The organism is Amycolatopsis camponoti (assembly GCF_902497555.1).
GTDB classification, from domain to species: domain Bacteria; phylum Actinomycetota; class Actinomycetes; order Mycobacteriales; family Pseudonocardiaceae; genus Amycolatopsis; species Amycolatopsis camponoti.
On sequence record NZ_CABVGP010000001.1, the window covers coordinates 73,983 to 91,623 of the forward strand.

Here is a 17,641-nt window from a genome sequence, read left to right on the forward strand (position 1 = left end):
CAGTGTTCTAACGCTGTTTCTCACTCACGACCGGGCGGGCGGTCAGATGACGGCGCCGTCGTCCTCGGGGGTCTTCGGGGGCAGCCACGAGTTGCCGGGGACGCCCCACTTGTTGGACTTCAGCATCTTCTTGGCCGCGCGCGCGTGCCGCCCGACCAGGCGGTCGAGGTAGATGAAGCCGTCCAGGTGGTCGGTTTCGTGCTGCAGGCACCGCGCGAAGTAACCGGTGCCCTCGACCTCGATCGGGTTGCCGTCGAGGTCGAAACCGGTCACCTTCGCCCACTTCGCGCGGCCCGTCGGGTACGACTCGCCGGGCGCCGACAGGCAGCCCTCCCAGTCGTCGTCCGGGTCCGGCATGGTCTCCGGGATCTCCGACGTCTCGAGCTTCGGGTTCACGACGAGGCCCTTGTGCCGCACGCCTTCGTCGTCCGGGCAGTCGTACACGAACACCCGCAGGTCGAGGCCGATCTGGTTGGCCGCGAGGCCGACGCCCTCGGCGGCGTACATCGTCTCGAACATGTCGTCGGTGAGCGTGCGCAGCTTCTCGTCGAACTCGGTGATCTCCCGAGTCGGCTGGTGCAGCACGGGTTCGCCGGCGATCACGATGGGGTGGATGGTCACGGCGAGCCAGTTTAGTCGGACCCTTCTGGTAGACCTGCATCAGACCGTGACGCGCCGACGCGGATGCCCACGTCGGCGTGGGCTTCCGTGGTTGAATGACGCCCGCGGAAGAGCAAGGTCTGATCGCCCATGTCGCCCGATTGAGAGGGATCCGGATGGACGCCGCGGAGTCGATGGCTGAGCCGCAGCCGTCGCCGCCGAAGCCCGTGCCCGGCCTGACCGAACGCGAGGTCGAGATCCTCGCCTTCGAGCGCCAGTGGTGGCGACACGCCGGGGCGAAGGAGAACGCCATCCGCGAGCGCTTCGACTTGTCTGCCACGCGCTACTACCAGCTGCTCAACAAGCTGCTGGAGAAGCCGGAGGCGATCGAAGCCGACCCGATGCTGGTGAAGCGGCTGCGCAAGACGCGCGCCACCCGCCAGCGCAAGCGTGGCGCCCGGCGACTGGGGATCGAGCTGAAATGAGCGTGTTTTCGGGAATGTCCCGGCCGATGAAGGCTGCGGGCGTCGTCCTGATCGGGGTGGCGATCATCGCCGCGGTCATCGGCGGCGTCACCGCGCTGAGTGGTGACGGGTCGAACGAAGCCGGGCCGAGCGGCACGTCGTCGACGCCGCCGGGCACGTCCGGCAGCTCGTCGGCGCCGACCTCACCGTCCTCGCCGCCGCCGAGCTCGACGTCGACGAACCCGCCGTCGCCCACGCCGCCGCCGACCTCACCGGCGCCCGGCCAGCCGACGACGGGTCAGCCGGGGCAGCCGGGTGACCAGCAGGCGTCCAACAAGTGGGTCACCGTCCGGGTGTTCAACAACTCGACGATCAAGGGCCTCGCCGCGCGCGCGAAGGACGACTTCGCCGGCTCGGGCTGGAACGTCACCGAGGTCAGCAACTACTCGCAGGGCGTCATCCCGGCGACCACGGCGTACTACCGCCCGGGCACCGATGAGGAAGCAGCGGCCAAGCAGCTGGCGCAGGAGTTCGGCTTCAAGGCCGAGCCCCGCTTCGCCGGCATCCAGGACGCGACCCCGGGCGTGATCGTCATCGTGACGAACAACTACGAATCCGGCCACAAGGGCAGCTGACAACCTTCGGAAAAAGGGGGCGCCACCCGCGGGTGGCGCCCCTTTTTTCACTCGCCGGCCTGGTTTTTCGCGTAGGCCTCGAGGGTCGCGAGCTGGGCCGGGTCGAGGCTCGGCCGGACCGTCTTGCGGGCCGCGTCCAGGTGCGCCGCCGTGACTTCGCGGGCCTCCAGGGACTCGCGCATCGCCGTCAGCGCCGCCTCGCGGATGAGCGCCGCGCAGTCGGCGGCCGAGTAACCGTCCAGAGTGGACGCGACCTCGGCGAGGTCCACATCGGAGGCCAGCGGCGTGTTCTTCGAGCTGGCCACGAGGATCGCGGTGCGGGCTTCGGCGTCCGGCGGCGGCACGTAGACGCGCCGCTCGAGCCGGCCCGGCCGCAGCAGCGCGGGGTCGACCAGCTCGGGCCGGTTCGTCGCGCCCAGGACGACGACCTCGCGCATCGGCTCGACGCCGTCGAGCTCGGTCAGCAGCGCCGCGACCACCCGATCGGCGACACCCGAGTCCGACGACTGGCCGCGGCGAGGGGCGAGCGCGTCGATCTCGTCGAGGAAGATCAGCGACGGCGCGGCTTCGGCGGCCCGGCGGAACAGCTCCCGCACGGCGCGCTCCGACTCGCCGACCCACTTGTCCATCAGCTCGGCGCCCTTGACCGCGAAGACGTTCAGCGCGCCGGTGCCGGCCAGCGCGCGCACGAGGAACGTCTTGCCGCCACCGGGCGGGCCGTAGAGCAGTACGCCGCGCGGCGGTTCGACGCCCAGGCGGGCGAACGAGTCCGGGTACCGCAGCGGCCACAGCACCGCCTCGGTGAGCGACTGCTTGACGTCGACCATGTTGCCGACGTCGTCCAGGGTCAGCCCGCCGGTGGCGAGGTTGTCCGAAGTGGACATCGACACCGGGCGGACGGTGGCCAGCGCGTCCAGGAGGTCCTGCTGCGAGATCCGCGGCTCGTCCGCCTCACGCTGGCGCAGCGCGGCTCGCAGCGCCGCGTCCCGCCGCAGCGCGATCAGGTCGGCGGCGACGAACCCCGGCGTCCGCTCGGCCAGGACGCCGCAGTCGATGCCCGTGTCGAGCGGGACGTCGCGGAGGAGGACGTTCAGCAGCTCGCGGCGGGTTTTGGCGTCCGGCAGCGCGAGGCCGAGCTCGCGGTCCAGCAGGTCGGCGGCGCGCAGCCGCGGGTCGGCGGACTCCGCACGGGCCGTCGTCGCGACGACGGCGAAGCGTTCGCGCCGCAGCGCCGTCCGCAGCTCCTCCAGCACGACGGTGGCGACCGGCGGCGGCGTGGCCGCGGGCAGCAGCGCGTCGACGTCGGTGAGCAGCAGCACCGTGGGCCCCTCCGCCGCGCGGATCGCTTCGCGCAGGCGCGAGACCGCGACGTTCGGGTCCAGGACCGAGAGGTTCGGGGCGGCCACCGGCACCACGCGGATGCCGGCTTCGTTCGCGACCGAATGGACGAGCGTCGCCTTGCCGACGCCCTCGGGGCCGGACAGCAGGACGCCGAGGTGGGCCGGCGCACCCAGCCGGGCCAGCAGCTCGGGCCGGTGGAAGGCCAGGTCGAACCACTCGGCGAGCTTGCGCGCGGGCGCCTCGGCGCCGATGAGGTCGGCCAGCGGCACGACCTGCTCGACGCTCTCCACGATCACCACTTCGTCTTCGACGACCTCCGCGTCGATCCACTCCTCGGCCGCGGTGACGGCGGAGGTGCGGACGAGTGCGGTCGCCGCCCGGGGCGTGGCGGGCTCGGGCGCCGGGCGGGCGCCGTCCCGCCAGACGACCACAGTGGACGGTCCGACCGCGACGGGGCCGGCCGGCTCGGTCGCGGTGACGGTGAGCAGCTCGTTCGTCCAGGTCGCGCCGATCGCGCGGGACAGCTGGCCGCGCAGGCCGGCCGGGTCGGACCCCGGCGTCGGCGCGAGGTCCTGCGGCAGCAGGGAAACGGCGTCGCCGACGGTGAGCACCTTGCCGATGAGGGCGAGCCGCAGCATGTGCGGGCTGACCGAGACGCTGGCCAGCCGCGACCCGGCGACGGTGACCGTCCTGGCCGCGGCGACGTCGGCGGGGGCGACCACGATCTCGGCGCCCTCGGTGACGCCGAGGTTCGACATGGTGACGTCGTCGGTGAGGACGATGCCGGGCACGTCGGCCTCGTCGGTGGGCGCGGCGAGGGCGGCGCTGACCCGGGCGCCGGTGAGGTGCACGGCGTCCCAGGCCCGCAGGCCGAGCGCGTCGAGGACTTCGGGGTGCAGCCGGACGACACCGCGGCGGGTGTCCAGCGCGGACGGCGTGTGCCGGACGGTCAGCGTGATCTGCGGGTGGCTCACGCCGTTAACCCTAGCGATCCGGCGGCCCTCCAGGAGCCGAGAACCCGTGTCGTCCGTTCAATCACGCGTGTCGACCGCCTGATCACGCGTGATGCCCCTTCAATCACGCGTGATGCCCCGCTGATCACGCGTGAAGCCCCTCGGAGCACGGGTGATCGCCGTACCGGCCCGGTCGGCTCGCGTGATTGGGGAGGCATCACGCGTGATTGGGAGGGCATCACGCGTGATTGGCGGGTCGACACGGCTACTTGCGGCGGAGGCCGATCTGGCGCCAGGAGCGGCGGCGCTGGCCGTTGCCGTTCTGGGAGGTTTCGCGGGGGGTGCGCATCGGCTCGCCGGTGCGGGGGAGGCGGACCGCGCGCATCGCCGCGCCCGCGACCCGGCGGCGCAGCGGGCGCCGCAGGCCCAGGCGGCGCGGGGAGGCCCGGCGGATCGCGCGGCGCTCGCGCGGCGGGACGGTCCAGGCCTCCGGGTGCGCGGCCAGCCAGCGGTGCCGGTAGACCGCGTACGGGATGTGCGCCAGGTACAGGATCATCGCCGCGAGCAGCGCGACCAGCGGGAACTGGATGATCGCCGCGGCCAGCAGGGCCACGCCGAGCAGCAGCGGCGCGATCGCCTTGGCCGGGGCCTTGACCGTCTTCAGCGACAGCGTCGGGATCCGGCTGATCAGCAGTGCCGCGATGGCGATCGTCCACGCCCACACGACGTACTGCGAAGACCACCAGCCCTCGCCCCACTGCAGGTACGCCACCAGCGGCAGCATCCCCAGCAGCCCGCCCGCGGGCGCCGGGACGCCGACGAAGAACTCGCTCGCGTACGCCGGCTGCTCGGTGTCGTCCAGCAGCGTGTTGAACCGCGCCAGCCGCAGGATCATGCAGACGGCGAAGATCAGCGACGCCACCCAGCCGATCCGGTCCGCGCCCGTCTGCCACACGTAGATGACCAGCGCCGGCGCCACGCCGAACGAGATGCCGTCGGACAGCGAATCCAGCTCCGCGCCCATCTTCGACGTCGCGTCGAGCAGGCGGGCGATCCGGCCGTCCAGGCTGTCGAGCACCGCCGCGATGCCGATCGAGGCGATCGCCATCGCGAAGTTCTTCGTCAGCGCGAACTGCACGGCCGACAGGCCCGCGCACAGGGCGAGCACGGTGATGGCGTTCGGCAGCAGCCGGACGCCCGGGGTGGTCACGCGGACCATCGATCAGCCTTCCGAAAGCGACACAGGCGAGGCGGGGAGTTCGGCGATCACGGTCTCGCCGCCGACCGTGCGCTGGCCCTTGGCGACCAGCACGCGCGAGCCCGGCGGGAGGTAGAGGTCGACCCGCGAGCCGAAGCGGATGATGCCGTAGGTCGAGGCGGCGCCGACCTTGTCGCCCTCGCGGATCTCGCAGAGGATGCGGCGGGCGACCAGCCCGGCGATCTGCACGACGACGAGCTCGTGGCCGTCTTCGGTGCGCATCAGCACGGAGTTGCGTTCGTTGTCGTCGCTGGCCTTGTCCAGGTCGGCGGAGAGGAACTTGCCCGGGCGGTAGGCGACGCGCTCGATCACGCCGTTCGCCGGCACGCGCTGGACGTGCACGTCGAACACCGAGAGGAACACCGACACGCGCATCCGCGGCTCGGCCGGCAGGCCCAGCTCGGCGGGCGGGACGGCTTCCTCGATCAGCGACACGAGACCGTCGGCCGAAGCGAGCGCGACGCCGTCACGCGGCGGCGGGACCCGCTTGGGCTCGCGGAAGAACGCGGCCATGGCCACCGTCGTGAGCGCACCGAGGACGCCGAGACGCTTGGAGAACCGGCGCGCGAGCAGCGTCGCGGCGACCCCGCCCGCCACGAACGGGCGGCCGGCCGGGTGCATCGGCGGCAGCGTCTCGCGGGCGAGCTGGACGGCGTGCGCGACGGGGTTGCCGGCGGAATCCGGCCGGGTGCCGCTCATGGTCGGGTCCCCTGGTTTCGTGTCGGAAGGACGCGTCGGCGCCGGGGTCCGGCGGCCGCGTACGGGCGCCCCCACGCTACCGCTGCCCCAGGTGGGGGTCGGCGCGTGCCCCTGGTCGGCTCCCTCGTGAGGGTGTCCCCGCAGCGGGTGGGAGCGGCCACATCCCGGTAACGCAAGGTCGAATTCACCGATAACACTCAGTAGTCGGCGCCGTTCGCGGCGCTGCCACGAGACCTTGTGAGGGGACGATGACCGATCACCGCGATCCCGCCGAAGCTCGCCTCGACGAGCTCCTGGGCGCGTGGTGCCGGGAGATCGAGGAGGTGCCGGTGCCGCGGCTGGTGGACCCGGTGCGCGCCGTCGACATCGTCATCGAGGCGAAGAAACGCGGCCGGGTGCATGCGCCCCCCGACGGCGCAGGCACCCGGCCACCGGGCGATGCGCGTGAGGAAGCATTTTAACGGCCTGGACGGCCTCGATCGCGGTTCGTCCGGCAAAAGTTACGAACGGTCGCCCGGACGACGGCCGAGACCGCTCACGAGCCGCAGGATCGCCAGCAGCACGACGGCGCCGAGGACGGCCACGCCGAAGCTGGGGAAGTCGAAGTCGAACGTCTTCGACTGGCCGGTCGCGAGCCGGTAGAGCAGCCCGCCCAGGGCCGCCCCGATCACGCCGACGAGCACGCTGACCAGGCAGCCTTGCCGGCGCCGGTCCCGGCCGCCGACGACGAGGTTCCCGGCCCAGCCGACGATCGCCCCGAAGATCACCCATGCGACGAAACCCATGGCGGGAGCTTACGCGGGGCCGGTCGGACGAGATGTACAAGAGTCATTGCACAAGAACTCTTGTACAACTACTCTTGTGCTTCATGAGCGACGAGGTCCGGGACATCCGGGATTCGAAGGTGCTGGCGGCGGTTTCACACCCGCTCCGGCGACGGCTGATGGAGCTGCTCCACCTCGACGGCCCGGCGACGGCGTCGATGCTGGCCGGCAAGACCGACCAGGCGGTCGGCAACATCAGCCACCACATGAAGGTGCTGGCCGCGGCCAAGCTGGTCGAAGTGGCGCCCGAGCTGGCGCGCGACCAGCGGGAACGCTGGTGGAAACGATCCGCGAAGACCCTCCGGTGGGCGGCCGCGGACTTCCCGGACGACCCGGTCGCCGAGGCCGCCGAAGTGTTGACCCTCGACCACCAGATGGCGGTCGCGCGCGAGTGGCTCGCGACGCGCGAGACCTACCCGCCGGAGTGGCGGGGCGTGGCGTTCAGCACCGACACCTGGATGCGCCTGTCCGCCGCCGAGCTCGAAGAGCTCAACGAGCGGGTCCTGCTGCTGCTGGCCGAGTTCGAGGACCGCACCGAACCCGGTGACGGCGTCGAGCGCCGACCGGTCTTCTTCGCCGCGCGGGCTTCGCTGGGCAAGCCGTGAAGGGGCTCTGGGGGAACAGGGACTTCCGGCTGCTCTGGACCGGCGAGACCACGAGCATGCTCGGCAGCATGGTCGCGAGCACGGCGTTGCCGCTGGTCGCGGTGCTCACGCTGCAGGCGAGCACCTTCCAGGTCGGCGTGCTGACCGCGGTCGCGTGGCTGCCGTGGCTGGTGGTCGGGCTGCCCGCCGGCGCGTGGGTCGACCGGCTGCCGAAGCGGCCGGTGATGCTGGTCTGCAACACGGTGTCGATGGCGGTGTTCGGCAGCGTCCCGGCCGTGGCGGCCTTCGGCGTGCTGACCATGCCGTACCTGCTGGGCGCGGCTCTGCTCGGCGGTACCGCGAAGGTCTTCTTCAGCCTCGCCTACCGCGCGTACCTCCCGGCGCTGGTGGGCCAGGACGAGCTCCTGGGCGCCAACGCCAAGATCCAAGGCAGCGAGTCCGCGACGCAGGTCGCCGGGCCGGGCCTGGCCGGGCTGCTGGCGCAGGCGTTCGGCCCGGTCAGCGGGATCCTCGCGGACGCGGTCAGCTTCGGGATCTCCGTGCTGTGCGTGCGAGCGATCCGGGTGCGCGAGACGGTCGTCCCGCTCGAGCGCACGCCGTTGCGCAGCCAGATCGCCGAAGGGCTGCGGTTCGTCGCCGGTGACCGGTACCTGCGGTCGATGATGGCCTTCGCCGCCGCCTCGAACCTCGCGCTCACCGGGTACACGTCGATCCAGATCGTGTTCCTGTCCCGCACGCTCGGCGCGGGTCCCGGCCTCGTCGGCCTGGTCCTGGCTTCGGCCGCGACGGGCGGGGTGCTCGGCGCGATGCTGGCCGCCCGGCTCGGCGCGCGCTTCGGCGCCGCGCGGGCGTTCCTGCTCTGCGAGGCCTTCGCGGCCCCGATGATGCTGCTCGGCCCGCTCGCCGGACCGGGCGCCGGCCTGGTGCTGTTCGTGCTCGCGGACTTCGGCGTCTGTGCCGGCGTCGTCGCCTCGAACGTGCTGACCGCGACGTTCCGGCAGCGCTACTGCCCGCCCGAGCTGTTCGGCCGGATCACCTCGAGCGCTTCCCTCGTCGCCTACGGGACGATCCCGCTGGCCGGGGTGCTCGGCGGTGCGCTGGGCGAGGCGATCGGCGTCCGCGAGACGCTCTGGGTCGCCGCTGTGCTGCTGATCGCGGCGCTCCCGCTGCTCGCGCCGTACCGGAAGCTGCGCGACTTCCCGGTCAGAGCAGCAGGACGTCCACCTCGTCGCCAACCGCTGCCGTTGTGACGTCTTCTGGCAGCACGATCAGGCAGTTGGCCTGCGTGAACGCGGCCAGCAGGTGCGAGCCGGGGCCGCCTCGCGGCCCGACGACCCCGGTGACCTCCCCGTCGGACGGGGTGAACACGCCCCGGCGGTACTGGCGGCGGCCGCCCGGCGAGGACATCGCCTCGGTCAGCCGGGCCCGCACTCGCCGTCGTGAGACGTCGGTGTGGCCCAGCGCCGTCAGGATCGCCGGGCGCAGGAACGCCTCGAACGACACCAGGACGCTCACCGGGTTGCCGGGCAGCGTCACCACCGGGACGCCCTGCCAGCGGCCGCAGCCCTGCGGCCCGCCCGGCTGCATCGCGATCTTCGCGAACTCGACGCCCTGGCCGGTCAGCGCGTCCTTCACCACTTCGTACGCGCCCGCGCTGACCCCGCCGGAGGTGACCAGCAGGTCCGCGTCGGCCAGCTTCGGCTCGATGACCTTGCGGAACTCCTCGACGTCGTCGACGACGCTGCGGACCACCTCGACCTCGCAGCCGAGGTCGCGGACCGCGGCGGCGAGCATCACGCTGTTGGACTCGTAGATCTGGCCGTGCCGCAGCGGGGCGGGCGCGTCGATCAGCTCGGTGCCGGTCGAGGCGATCAGCACGCGCAGCGGCCGGTGCACCCGCACCTCGGCGAGCCCGACGGCGGCCGCCAGGCCCAGCTGCGAATGGCCGAGGACGGTCCCGGCGGACAGCGCGACGCTGCCTTCGACGACGTCCTCGCCGGTGTGCCGGATGTGCGCGCCTTCCTTGGCGGCGGCGGAGATCGTGACGGTCTCGGTGCCGCCGTCGGTGTCCTCGACCATCACGACGGCGTCCGCGCCGGGCGGCAGCGGGGCGCCGGTCATGATCCGGTGCGCCGTGCCCGGTTCCAGCGTCCCGACGTCGACGCGGCCCGCCGGGATGTCGTCGGCGACCGGCAGTGTCACCGGTGGCGCGGCGATGTCGGCGGCGCGGACCGCGTAGCCGTCCATCGCCGAGTTGTCGAAGGGCGGGAGGGAAACGCCGGCCCGCACGTCCTCGGCCAGGACGAGACCGGCCGCGGCGGCGAGGGGCAGGTCGGTCGCGGGAGTGGTGCCCAGGAGCGCGGCAACGCGGTCGCGGTAGTCGTCGACGGAGATCACCGGACCATCCTCCACCCCCGTGCGGGGCATGCAAGACTCTCGTCGTTCGAGAGCACGCCATCGGGGAGTACGCATGCAGGTCCAGGTCCGTCAACAGCCCTCGTTCGCCGTCGCCAGGATGATGCTGGCGCCCGGCGAGCCGTGCCAGGTCGAGTCCGGCGCGATGATGGCCACCAGCTACGGCGTGCAGGTCCAGTCCCAGTCGCAGGGCGGGATCATGAAGGGCCTCGGCCGCGCGTTCCTCTCCGGCGAGTCCTTCTTCATCTCCACCTTCACCGCGCCGCAGAACGGCGGCTGGGTCGACGTCGCGGCCAACCTGCCCGGTGACATCCAGGTGATCACCCTCGACGGCCGGACCGGCTGGGCCGTCACCCGCGGCTGCTGGCTCGCGTCGTCGCACGGCGTGCAGACCGAGACCAAGTGGGGCGGGATGAAGAACCTGATGGGCGGCGAAGGCGGGTTCCTGACCCACGCCACCGGCCAGGGCCAGCTGCTCGTCGCCTGCTACGGCGCGGTCGAGACCATCACCCTGCAGCAGGGCGAGATGGTCACCGTCGACACCGGGCACGTCGTCGCGTACGCCGACACCGTGCAGTACCAGATCCGGAAGGTCGCGACGGGCATCATCCAGTCCATGAAGAGCGGTGAGGGCCTCGTGTTCGACTTCGTCGGCCCCGGCCAGATCATGACGCAGACGCGCAACCCGTCCGCGCTGGTCAGCTGGATCGTCTCGCACGTCCCCTCCCGCTGATGCGCGTCCAGACCCGGCACACCCCCGGCTTCGGTGTCGCCCGCGTCCTGCTCGACCCGGGCGAGTCCGTCCAGGCCGCGCCCGAAACGCTGCTCGCCAGCCGCTTCGGCGTCACCGAGGCACCGGCGGGCCGCGGCGGCGTCCGCGCGGGCAAGTCCACGACGGCGGTCTACACCGCGCCTTCGGACGGCGGCTGGATCGACTTCGCGCCGCTGCGCCCCGGTGACGTCTACCCGCTCGACCTGGGCGGCGGCACCGGCTGGTCGGTGCATCGCGACGCCGTGCTGGTGCGGCCGTCGTCGGTCCGGCACGATCCGAACTGGGTACCGCTGCAGCAGCTCTTCGGCGCCGACTCCGGGTTCCTCGAGCACTACAGCGGGGCCGGGCCGCTCGTGCTGGCCGCGCCCGGCCCGGTCGACGCGTTCGAGCTCGGCAAGGGCGAGCTGGTCACCGTCCGGCCGGACTACCTGCTGGCCTACCCCGACACCGTGCAGTGCCGGTTGCGGGCGCTCGATCCCGGCGGCCCGCAGTCGCTGCGCAGCGGGGAAGGGCTCGCGGTCGACTTCGCGGGGCCCGGGACGGTGCTCGTGCAAGCGCGGAACCGACGCCTTTCTTCGGCGTGATCTTCAGACGAATTGCCCATTGCCGAGGGGAATAATTCCGGTAGCGTGATTGACACTTCCGCCGCTGGCATCCGCTCGGGCCAGCGGATCCTTTGTGCTGAGGGAGGGCGCCGTGGCTGTCGGCACCGTCAAATGGTTCAACTCGGAAAAGGGCTACGGGTTCATCGAATCCACCGAAGGACCGGACGTGTTCGTCCACTATTCGGCCATTCAGGCCGACGGATTCCGCACTTTGGACGAAGGTGACCGCGTCGAGTTCGAAGTCCAGTCCGGGCGTGACGGGCGGAGCCAGGCCGCGGACGTGCGCAAGGTGTCGTAACGACCTTCATCACCCGATTGGCGAACCCCCGGCAGGCTCCGAACCAGGGACGTTAGGCTGCCGGGCGTGACAGGCGATGTGTCGGGGGACCTCACCGGTCGCCGGCTGGGCAACTACCGCATCGACGGAGTGCTCGGCAAGGGCGGCATGAGCGTGACCTACAAGGCCACCGACGTGCGGCTGGGCCGGAAGGTGGCGCTCAAGGTCATCGGTGACCACCTCGGGACCGACGCCGAGTTCCGCGAGCGGTTCGTCGACGAGGCGCGCAACACGTCCGCGATCGACCACGCCAACGTCGTGCCGCTGTACGACTTCGGCGAGCTCGACGGCATGCTCTACATCGCCATGCGCATGGTCGACGGCGGCGATCTCGCCGGCCTGATCGCGGGCGGCCCGATCGCCCCCGCGCGCACGCTGACGATGCTCGACCAGGTCGCGGACGCCCTCGACACCCTGCACAACCGTGGTCTGGTCCACCTCGACGTCAAGCCGGCCAACGTGCTCGTGACGAAGAAGGAGACCTCGCGCGAGCACGTGTACGTCGCCGACTTCGGGCTGACGCGGCGCGGCGCGACGGGACACCGGACGCGCGGCGGCGACTTCCTCGGCTCGCCGACGTACGCGGCGCCCGAGCACCTGCGCGGCGAGCCGCTGGACGGGCGCACCGACCAGTACGCGCTGACGTGCGTCCTCTACGCCTGCCTCACCGGCAGCCCGCCGTTCAAGGGCGACGTGCCGACGGTGATCAAGGGCCACCTCAACGGCGACCCGCCGGCGATCTCCCGCGCCGTGGCGCTGCCGCCGGCGATCGACGAGGTCATCCGGAAGGGGATGGCGAAGAGCCCCGCGGACCGCTACCCCAGCTGCGTCGAGCTGATCGCGGCCGCCCGCCGCGCGCTCGGCCCCCTGGCGGCGTCCGACACCCCACCGGGTCCTCCCGGGTCGAATTCGGGGGGAATCCCCGCGCCGCAGCGCCCCGGTCAGGTACAACAGGGGCCGCACCAGAACAGCGCACCGCAGGGAGAGGGGGCCCCCGTGCATCCGTACGGAGGACAGCAGCCCGGCTACGGCCAGCAGCCCGGGCCGCCGGGGCCGCCCCCGAGCATGCCGCCCCAAGGCATGCCGCCGCAGGGCCCGCCGCCCGGCTACGGCTACCCCCAGCAGGGCCCGCCTCCGCAGGGTCCGCCCCCGGGCATGCCGCAGGGCCCGCCGCCGGGGTACGGCTACCCGCAGCAGCCGGGCATGCCGCCGCAGGGCTACGGCCAGGACCCGATGCGGCTGCGTCCCCCGATGCCGGCCGGCGGCGCGGGCGCGTTCCACCAGCCGAAGAGCGGCGGCGGCAAGAAGTGGATCTTCCTCGTCCTCGGCCTGCTCGTGGTGGCCGGCCTGATCGTCGGCGCGATCTTCCTGTTCAGCGACGGCGGCAGTGGTGGCGGTGGCACGACGACGGCCCCGAACATCCCGGTCGGCCCCGGCGGGGACTCGCAGGGCAACCCGACGTCGTCGCTCAACGCCCCGCCGACGTCGATCTCCATCAAGCCCGGCAACTGACCCGGGCGTCGTTCGCGACGTCGCGGGCTCACGAGATCGTGCCGCGCTGAGCTGGCCTTCTTGCACTCTCCCCCGCAGAGTGCTAAACACGGACTTGGCACTCGACGCCGTCGAGTGCCAAAGGTCGGGACGGTGAGGCTGGCCCCCACCCGGGTCCAGTCGTCCGTCGCGGGCACCGAGCCTGGCCGAGGAAAAGAGTCCTGCCGTCGCCGCTGCAGTGCTGAGACATCGGACAGCGCAGCGCGGCGGTGGCGCCCAATACCGGAGGACCACACCGCAATGGCCAAACTGATCGCGTTCGACGAGGACGCCCGCCGCGGTCTCGAGCGTGGCTTGAACATCCTCGCCGAAGCCGTCAAGGTGACCCTCGGCCCGCGGGGCCGGAACGTCGTGCTCGAAAAGAAGTGGGGCGCGCCGACCATCACCAACGATGGTGTCTCCATCGCCAAGGAGATCGAGCTCGAGGACCCGTGGGAGAAGATCGGGGCGGAGCTCGTCAAGGAGGTCGCCAAGAAGACCGACGACGTCGCGGGTGACGGCACCACCACCGCCACCGTGCTCGCCCAGGCCCTCGTCAAGGAAGGCCTGCGCAACGTCGCGGCCGGGGCCGACCCCATCAGCCTGAAGCGCGGCATCGAGGCGGCCGTCGAGGCCATCACCGAGCAGCTGCACAAGGCCGCCGTCCAGATCGAGACCAAGGAGCAGATCGCTGCTACCGCCTCGATCTCGGCCGCTGACCGCACCATCGGCGAGCTGATCGCCGAGGCGCTGGACAAGGTCGGCAAGGAAGGCGTCGTCACCGTCGAGGAGAGCAACACCTTCGGTCTCGAGCTCGAGCTCACCGAGGGCATGCGCTTCGACAAGGGCTACATCTCGGGTTACTTCGTCACCGACCCGGAGCGCCAGGAAGCCGAGCTGGAGGACCCCTACATCCTCCTCTTCGGTTCCAAGATCTCCACCGTCAAGGACGTCCTGCCGCTGCTGGAGAAGGTCATCCAGTCCGGCAAGCCGCTGCTGATCATCGCCGAGGACGTCGAGGGCGAGGCCCTGGCCACCCTCATCGTCAACAAGATGCGCGGCACCTTCAAGTCCGTCGCCGTCAAGGCCCCGGGCTTCGGTGACCGCCGCAAGGCGATCCTGCAGGACATCGCGATCCTGACCGGTGGCCAGGTCATCTCCGAGGACGTCGGCCTCAAGCTGGAGAACGCGGACCTGTCCCTGCTGGGCAAGGCCCGCAAGGCCGTCATCACCAAGGACGAGACGACCATCGTCGAGGGTGCGGGCGACGCCGACCAGATCCAGGGTCGCGTCAACCAGATCCGCGCCGAGATCGACAACTCGGACTCGGACTACGACCGCGAGAAGCTGCAGGAGCGGCTCGCGAAGCTGGCCGGCGGCGTGGCCGTCATCAAGGCCGGCGCCGCGACCGAGGTCGAGCTCAAGGAGCGCAAGCACCGCATCGAGGACGCGGTGCGCAACGCCAAGGCCGCCGTCGAAGAGGGCATCGTCGCCGGTGGTGGCGTCGCTCTCATCCAGGCTGCCGAGGCTGCCTTCGCGGGCCTGAAGCTCGAGGGCGACGAGGCCACTGGCGCCAACATCGTCAAGGTGGCCGTCGAGGCCCCGCTCAAGCAGATCGCGATCAACGCCGGCCTCGAAGGCGGCGTCGTGGTGGAGAAGGTCAAGGGCCTGCCGCAGGGTCACGGCCTCAACGCCGCCACGGGTGTCTACGAGGACCTGCTCGCCGCCGGCGTGCCGGACCCGACGAAGGTCACCCGTTCCGCGCTGCAGAACGCCGCTTCCATCGCGGCGCTGTTCCTGACCACCGAGGCCGTCGTGGCGGACAAGCCGGAGAAGGCTTCGGCCGCTCCCGCCGACCCGTCCGGTGGCATGGGTGGCATGGACTTCTGAGTTCGGCTGCTTCGAACGCCCGGTCCGCTTCGGCGGGCCGGGCGTTCTTTATGGGCGCTGTCTATGGTTTTGTGAAGAACCAGACGGCGTAGGCGCCGAGGATGACGACGCCGAGCGCGAGCACCCCGAGGCCCCCGAGCCAGGCGGTGCTCGCCTCTTCCGCTTCCAGCGCGACGACGATGGCGCCGATCCCGGTGAGCAGGATCCAGATCGCGAGCGCGGCGGCGGTGTAGAGCACGGTTTTGGTGACGCTGGTACTGCCGGTGTCGTTGAAGGCGAGCGCGAAGAAGGCGGAGAAGGCGGTCAGCCCCAGTCCGGCGATCAGGTAGAGCCCGCCCAAGATCCCGACGACGATCTTCGCCGCCGTTCTGCTCCCTTGATCCACGACCGCGAACCCTAACCCCTCGCACGGGGTTCGCGGTGGCCATTTGCGCTGGTCGGACCAGTGCGCTACGCCGAACGGCCCGGACGTCCCCTTGGCGTCCGGGCCGTTCCCGCGCCGACGTCCCCCGCGGACCGGCGCTCATGGCGTCCCCCGACGCCTGCGTCACACCCCTGATCGTCCGGCGGGCACTGGCTCCCCCTGCGAGCCGGCGCCCGCCCGGGTCAGGAGCCCTCTTCCGGCGTCAGGATCGCGGCGGCGACGTAGACCGGAATGGCGATCCCGACGGAAAGGAAAACGGCGGCGACCATGCCGATGCGCAGGATGCTGGCGTCGATGCCGAGGTAGGTGGCCCAGCCACCGCAGACGCCGGTGAGCATCTTGTCGCCGGTGCTGCGGCGGAGCTTCTTGGTTTCCGGGGTGTACACGCTGTTCGTCATGCAGCAATGGTGCTTCCCGGCGGGGTGCTGCCACATCCGGAACGGCCCGGACCCCGACCCTGAACTTGACCTCGGGGAAAACCGGATATTGCCCGCCACCGGCGGGGCACGCCGGCGAACCACGAGTTGTCCCCAGGCCGGCCGTGATGTGGACAGATCGCCGTCGCAGGCCCGATTTACCGGTTTCCGTCGGTGGCCGCCGATACGATGGACACGGGGCAGCCCCCCTGGGAGCGGCGGGGGCTGTTCGGTCCCTGAGCGGCGTGCTGCCGCACCCAGCCCGAAGGCGTCCGGTCCGGGCCCGGCGATCTGGACCTGATCGTCTACTCGCTGCGCAAGTGGATGCGGCTGGCCGTCACCGGGAACCCCACGATCCTGTTGCCGCTCTTCGTGCCGGACGACGAGATCGTGCGGATCACCGAGCTGGGCCACGAACTGCGCGCGAACTCCCGGAAGATCGTGTCGCGGCAGGCCGGCCTGCGGTTCGCGGGTTACCTGCGGACCCGGCGGCAGCGGCTGCTCGACGGCGCGATCAAGGTCAACCGGCCGGAGCTGATCGAAAAGTACGGCTTCGACACCAAGTACGCCATGCACATGGTGCGGCTGGGGGTCCAGGGTGTCGAGCTGCTCGAGACCGGCCGGATGACCCTCCCGATCGCCGAACCCTGGCTGACCTGGCTGCGCGACCTGCGGCGCGGGAAGCACACGCAGGACGAAGCCATCGCGGTCGCCGCGGAGCTGGAAGACCGGCTCGACCGGCTGGTGCGGGGTGCGTCGCCGTTGCCGGAGCAGCCGGACCGGGCCTGGGTCGACCGGTGGCTCGTGCGGGCCTACGACTCGGCGTGGCAGGCGGCCTGAGGTCGTGAGTGGGAAACAGGGTTAGAACACTGTTTCCCACTCACGACAGCCCGCGCACCCGATCGAGCCGGGCTTCCCACGCCGCCCGCACTTCGGCTGACGCCGGGTACGCGTCCGTCGGCTCCGGTGCCTGGCGTGGCACCGGCAGGTATCCGTCCACAGGGGACAGTGGTGACGCGCAGACGTCGCCTTCCAGCAGGGAAATCGTCCCCAGTCCACAAGCGAATTCGAGCTCCGGGAGCGCGCCGGCCAAGGCGAGTCCCGCGGCCAGGCCGACGCTCGTCTCCACCGCCGACGACACCACGCACGGCAGTCCGCACGCCTCCGCGACCTCCAGCGCCCGCCGCACGCCGCCCAGGGGCGCCACCTTCAGCACCGCGATGTCCGCCGCTCCCGCGACCGCCACCTTCAGCGGGTCCTCCGCCCGGCGGATCGACTCGTCGGCCGCGATGCGGACCGGGACCCGGCGGCGGACCGCCGCCAGGTCGTCGATCGTCGGGCACGGCTGTTCCGCGTACTCCAGGCCGCCCGCCGCCTTGTCGAGGTCGATGATCGCGCGGACCGCCGTGTCGACGTCCCACGCCATGTTCGCGTCGATCCGCACCGCGCCGGCCGGGCCGAGCGCGTCGCGGACCGCCGCCACCCGGTCGCAGTCGTCCGTCAACGACGAACGCGGGTCCGCCACCTTCACCTTCGCCGTCCGGCAGCCGGACGCGCGCACCAGTTCGTACGCTTTCTCCGCGCCGACGACCGGCACCGTCGTGTTCACCTCGACCCGGTCGCGCACCGGCGCCGGCCAGCCCGTCTCGCTCGCTTCGAGCGCCGCGTGCAGCCAGGGGAGGCTCTCGGCGTCCGAGTAGTCGGCGAACGGGCAGAACTCGCCCCAGCCCGCCGGACCCGGCAGCAGGACGCCCTCCCGGACCGTGATGCCGCGGAACCGATTGCGCAGGGGGATCGCGTAGACCTTCATCGTCGCCGATCATGCCATCCCCCGACTTCGGTAAACGGGTGCCGAACTGCGCGTTTCCGGCCA

At 71.6% G+C, this 17,641-nt stretch carries 19 protein-coding genes and 1 pseudogene; 11 read left to right on the forward strand and 9 right to left on the reverse strand.

What is annotated here, in order from left to right:
• Positions 1 to 42: 42 nt before the first annotated feature.
• Positions 43 to 621 (reverse strand): peptide deformylase, encoded by a 579-nt coding sequence (locus AA23TX_RS00360; protein WP_155540615.1) that lies wholly within the window; start codon positions 619 to 621, stop codon positions 43 to 45.
• A gap of 155 nt (positions 622 to 776) precedes the next feature.
• Here AA23TX_RS00360 and AA23TX_RS00365 point away from each other — a divergent pair, with 155 nt between their 5' ends.
• Together AA23TX_RS00365 and AA23TX_RS00370 are read left to right on the forward strand one after the other, a co-directional pair.
• Positions 777 to 1,085, forward strand: coding sequence for a DUF3263 domain-containing protein (locus AA23TX_RS00365; protein WP_155544154.1), 309 nt, complete (start codon positions 777 to 779; stop codon positions 1,083 to 1,085).
• Positions 1,082 to 1,699, forward strand: a complete 618-nt coding sequence (locus tag AA23TX_RS00370; RefSeq protein ID WP_230862285.1) for a LytR C-terminal domain-containing protein — start codon at positions 1,082 to 1,084, stop codon at positions 1,697 to 1,699. The genes AA23TX_RS00365 and AA23TX_RS00370 overlap by 4 nt, the downstream gene beginning before the upstream one ends.
• A 47-nt stretch (positions 1,700 to 1,746) precedes the next feature.
• On the opposite strand, the gene AA23TX_RS00375 is transcribed toward AA23TX_RS00370, so the two are convergent.
• The 3 genes from AA23TX_RS00375 to AA23TX_RS00385 form a co-directional block, all read right to left on the reverse strand.
• Positions 1,747 to 4,014 (reverse strand): AAA family ATPase, encoded by a 2,268-nt coding sequence (locus AA23TX_RS00375; RefSeq protein WP_155540616.1) that lies wholly within the window; start codon positions 4,012 to 4,014, stop codon positions 1,747 to 1,749.
• Positions 4,015 to 4,258: 244 nt separating this feature from the next.
• A complete protein-coding gene (gene pssA, locus AA23TX_RS00380; RefSeq protein ID WP_155540617.1) occupies positions 4,259 to 5,212 on the reverse strand; it encodes a CDP-diacylglycerol--serine O-phosphatidyltransferase in 954 nt (317 codons plus the stop codon).
• A gap of 3 nt (positions 5,213 to 5,215) precedes the next feature.
• Positions 5,216 to 5,950 (reverse strand): phosphatidylserine decarboxylase, encoded by a 735-nt coding sequence (locus AA23TX_RS00385; protein WP_155540618.1) that lies wholly within the window; start codon positions 5,948 to 5,950, stop codon positions 5,216 to 5,218.
• A gap of 248 nt (positions 5,951 to 6,198) precedes the next feature.
• Between AA23TX_RS00385 and AA23TX_RS00390 the strand changes: the two genes are divergently transcribed.
• Complete coding sequence (locus tag AA23TX_RS00390) at positions 6,199 to 6,411, forward strand: hypothetical protein (protein ID WP_155540619.1); 213 nt, start codon at positions 6,199 to 6,201, stop codon at positions 6,409 to 6,411.
• 39 nt (positions 6,412 to 6,450) lie between these two features.
• Here the strand turns inward: AA23TX_RS00390 and AA23TX_RS00395 are convergent, their stop codons facing one another.
• The gene (locus AA23TX_RS00395) at positions 6,451 to 6,735 is read right to left on the reverse strand and encodes a GlsB/YeaQ/YmgE family stress response membrane protein (protein WP_155540620.1); all 285 of its coding nucleotides are present in this window, start codon (positions 6,733 to 6,735) and stop codon (positions 6,451 to 6,453) included.
• Positions 6,736 to 6,818: 83 nt separating this feature from the next.
• Here AA23TX_RS00395 and AA23TX_RS00400 point away from each other — a divergent pair, with 83 nt between their 5' ends.
• Both AA23TX_RS00400 and AA23TX_RS00405 read left to right on the forward strand, forming a co-directional pair.
• A complete protein-coding gene (locus AA23TX_RS00400) occupies positions 6,819 to 7,379 on the forward strand; it encodes an ArsR/SmtB family transcription factor (protein ID WP_155540621.1) in 561 nt (186 codons plus the stop codon).
• Positions 7,376 to 8,629 (forward strand): MFS transporter, encoded by a 1,254-nt coding sequence (locus AA23TX_RS00405; protein WP_155540622.1) that lies wholly within the window; start codon positions 7,376 to 7,378, stop codon positions 8,627 to 8,629. The genes AA23TX_RS00400 and AA23TX_RS00405 overlap by 4 nt, the downstream gene beginning before the upstream one ends.
• Here the strand turns inward: AA23TX_RS00405 and moeA are convergent.
• Positions 8,583 to 9,776: a molybdopterin molybdotransferase MoeA gene (gene moeA, locus AA23TX_RS00410; protein ID WP_155540623.1), complete on the reverse strand. Its 1,194-nt coding sequence runs from the start codon at positions 9,774 to 9,776 to the stop codon at positions 8,583 to 8,585. The genes AA23TX_RS00405 and moeA overlap by 47 nt on opposite strands.
• 73 nt (positions 9,777 to 9,849) lie before the next feature.
• On the opposite strand from moeA, the gene AA23TX_RS00415 reads away from it, so the two are divergent.
• The 5 genes from AA23TX_RS00415 (at position 9,850) to groL (ending at position 14,928) form a co-directional block, all read left to right on the forward strand.
• A complete protein-coding gene (locus AA23TX_RS00415; RefSeq protein WP_155540624.1) occupies positions 9,850 to 10,527 on the forward strand; it encodes a TIGR00266 family protein in 678 nt (225 codons plus the stop codon).
• Positions 10,527 to 11,150 (forward strand): AIM24 family protein, encoded by a 624-nt coding sequence (locus AA23TX_RS00420; protein ID WP_155540625.1) that lies wholly within the window; start codon positions 10,527 to 10,529, stop codon positions 11,148 to 11,150. The genes AA23TX_RS00415 and AA23TX_RS00420 overlap by 1 nt, the downstream gene beginning before the upstream one ends.
• Before the next feature lie 112 nt (positions 11,151 to 11,262).
• Complete coding sequence (locus AA23TX_RS00425) at positions 11,263 to 11,469, forward strand: cold-shock protein (protein WP_005164266.1); 207 nt, start codon at positions 11,263 to 11,265, stop codon at positions 11,467 to 11,469.
• Positions 11,470 to 11,535: 66 nt separating this feature from the next.
• Positions 11,536 to 13,020 carry a serine/threonine-protein kinase gene (locus AA23TX_RS00430; RefSeq protein ID WP_196425127.1) on the forward strand — a complete coding sequence of 495 codons (1,485 nt, stop codon included), beginning with the start codon at positions 11,536 to 11,538 and terminating at the stop codon, positions 13,018 to 13,020.
• Between the two features lie 279 nt (positions 13,021 to 13,299).
• A complete protein-coding gene (gene groL, locus AA23TX_RS00435; protein WP_155540626.1) occupies positions 13,300 to 14,928 on the forward strand; it encodes a chaperonin GroEL in 1,629 nt (542 codons plus the stop codon).
• 61 nt (positions 14,929 to 14,989) lie between these two features.
• On the opposite strand, the gene AA23TX_RS00440 is transcribed toward groL, so the two are convergent.
• Positions 14,990 to 15,313, reverse strand: coding sequence for a hypothetical protein (locus AA23TX_RS00440; protein ID WP_155540627.1), 324 nt, complete (start codon positions 15,311 to 15,313; stop codon positions 14,990 to 14,992).
• Positions 15,314 to 15,534: 221 nt separating this feature from the next.
• Entirely contained in the window at positions 15,535 to 15,750 is a 216-nt protein-coding gene (locus tag AA23TX_RS00445; RefSeq protein WP_155540628.1) for a PspC domain-containing protein, read from the reverse strand.
• A 285-nt stretch (positions 15,751 to 16,035) separates the two neighbouring features.
• On the opposite strand from AA23TX_RS00445, the pseudogene AA23TX_RS00450 reads away from it, so the two are divergent.
• Positions 16,036 to 16,608: pseudogene (locus tag AA23TX_RS00450) on the forward strand (DNA polymerase beta superfamily protein); the annotation flags it as partial.
• A 40-nt stretch (positions 16,609 to 16,648) separates the two neighbouring features.
• On the opposite strand, the gene AA23TX_RS00455 reads toward AA23TX_RS00450, so the two are convergent.
• Positions 16,649 to 17,578 carry an o-succinylbenzoate synthase gene (locus AA23TX_RS00455; protein ID WP_155540630.1) on the reverse strand — a complete coding sequence of 310 codons (930 nt, stop codon included), beginning with the start codon at positions 17,576 to 17,578 and terminating at the stop codon, positions 16,649 to 16,651.
• Positions 17,579 to 17,641 lie beyond the last annotated feature (63 nt).

What these genes read in the sequence shown, in the direction of transcription:
- AA23TX_RS00415 (WP_155540624.1), top strand. Translation starts at nt 9,850, where the DNA reads ATGCAGGTCCAGGTCCGTCAACAGCCCTCGTTCGCCGTCGCCAGGATG.
- AA23TX_RS00390 (WP_155540619.1), top strand. Translation starts at nt 6,199, where the DNA reads ATGACCGATCACCGCGATCCCGCCGAAGCTCGCCTCGACGAGCTCCTG.
- groL (WP_155540626.1), top strand. Translation starts at nt 13,300, where the DNA reads ATGGCCAAACTGATCGCGTTCGACGAGGACGCCCGCCGCGGTCTCGAG.
- AA23TX_RS00400 (WP_155540621.1), top strand. Translation starts at nt 6,819, where the DNA reads ATGAGCGACGAGGTCCGGGACATCCGGGATTCGAAGGTGCTGGCGGCG.
- AA23TX_RS00370 (WP_230862285.1), top strand. Translation starts at nt 1,082, where the DNA reads ATGAGCGTGTTTTCGGGAATGTCCCGGCCGATGAAGGCTGCGGGCGTC.
- AA23TX_RS00385 (WP_155540618.1), bottom strand. Translation starts at nt 5,950, where the DNA reads ATGAGCGGCACCCGGCCGGATTCCGCCGGCAACCCCGTCGCGCACGCC.
- pssA (WP_155540617.1), bottom strand. Translation starts at nt 5,212, where the DNA reads ATGGTCCGCGTGACCACCCCGGGCGTCCGGCTGCTGCCGAACGCCATC.
- AA23TX_RS00445 (WP_155540628.1), bottom strand. Translation starts at nt 15,750, where the DNA reads ATGACGAACAGCGTGTACACCCCGGAAACCAAGAAGCTCCGCCGCAGC.
- AA23TX_RS00455 (WP_155540630.1), bottom strand. Translation starts at nt 17,578, where the DNA reads ATGAAGGTCTACGCGATCCCCCTGCGCAATCGGTTCCGCGGCATCACG.
- AA23TX_RS00365 (WP_155544154.1), top strand. Translation starts at nt 777, where the DNA reads ATGGACGCCGCGGAGTCGATGGCTGAGCCGCAGCCGTCGCCGCCGAAG.
- AA23TX_RS00420 (WP_155540625.1), top strand. Translation starts at nt 10,527, where the DNA reads ATGCGCGTCCAGACCCGGCACACCCCCGGCTTCGGTGTCGCCCGCGTC.
- AA23TX_RS00395 (WP_155540620.1), bottom strand. Translation starts at nt 6,735, where the DNA reads ATGGGTTTCGTCGCATGGGTGATCTTCGGGGCGATCGTCGGCTGGGCC.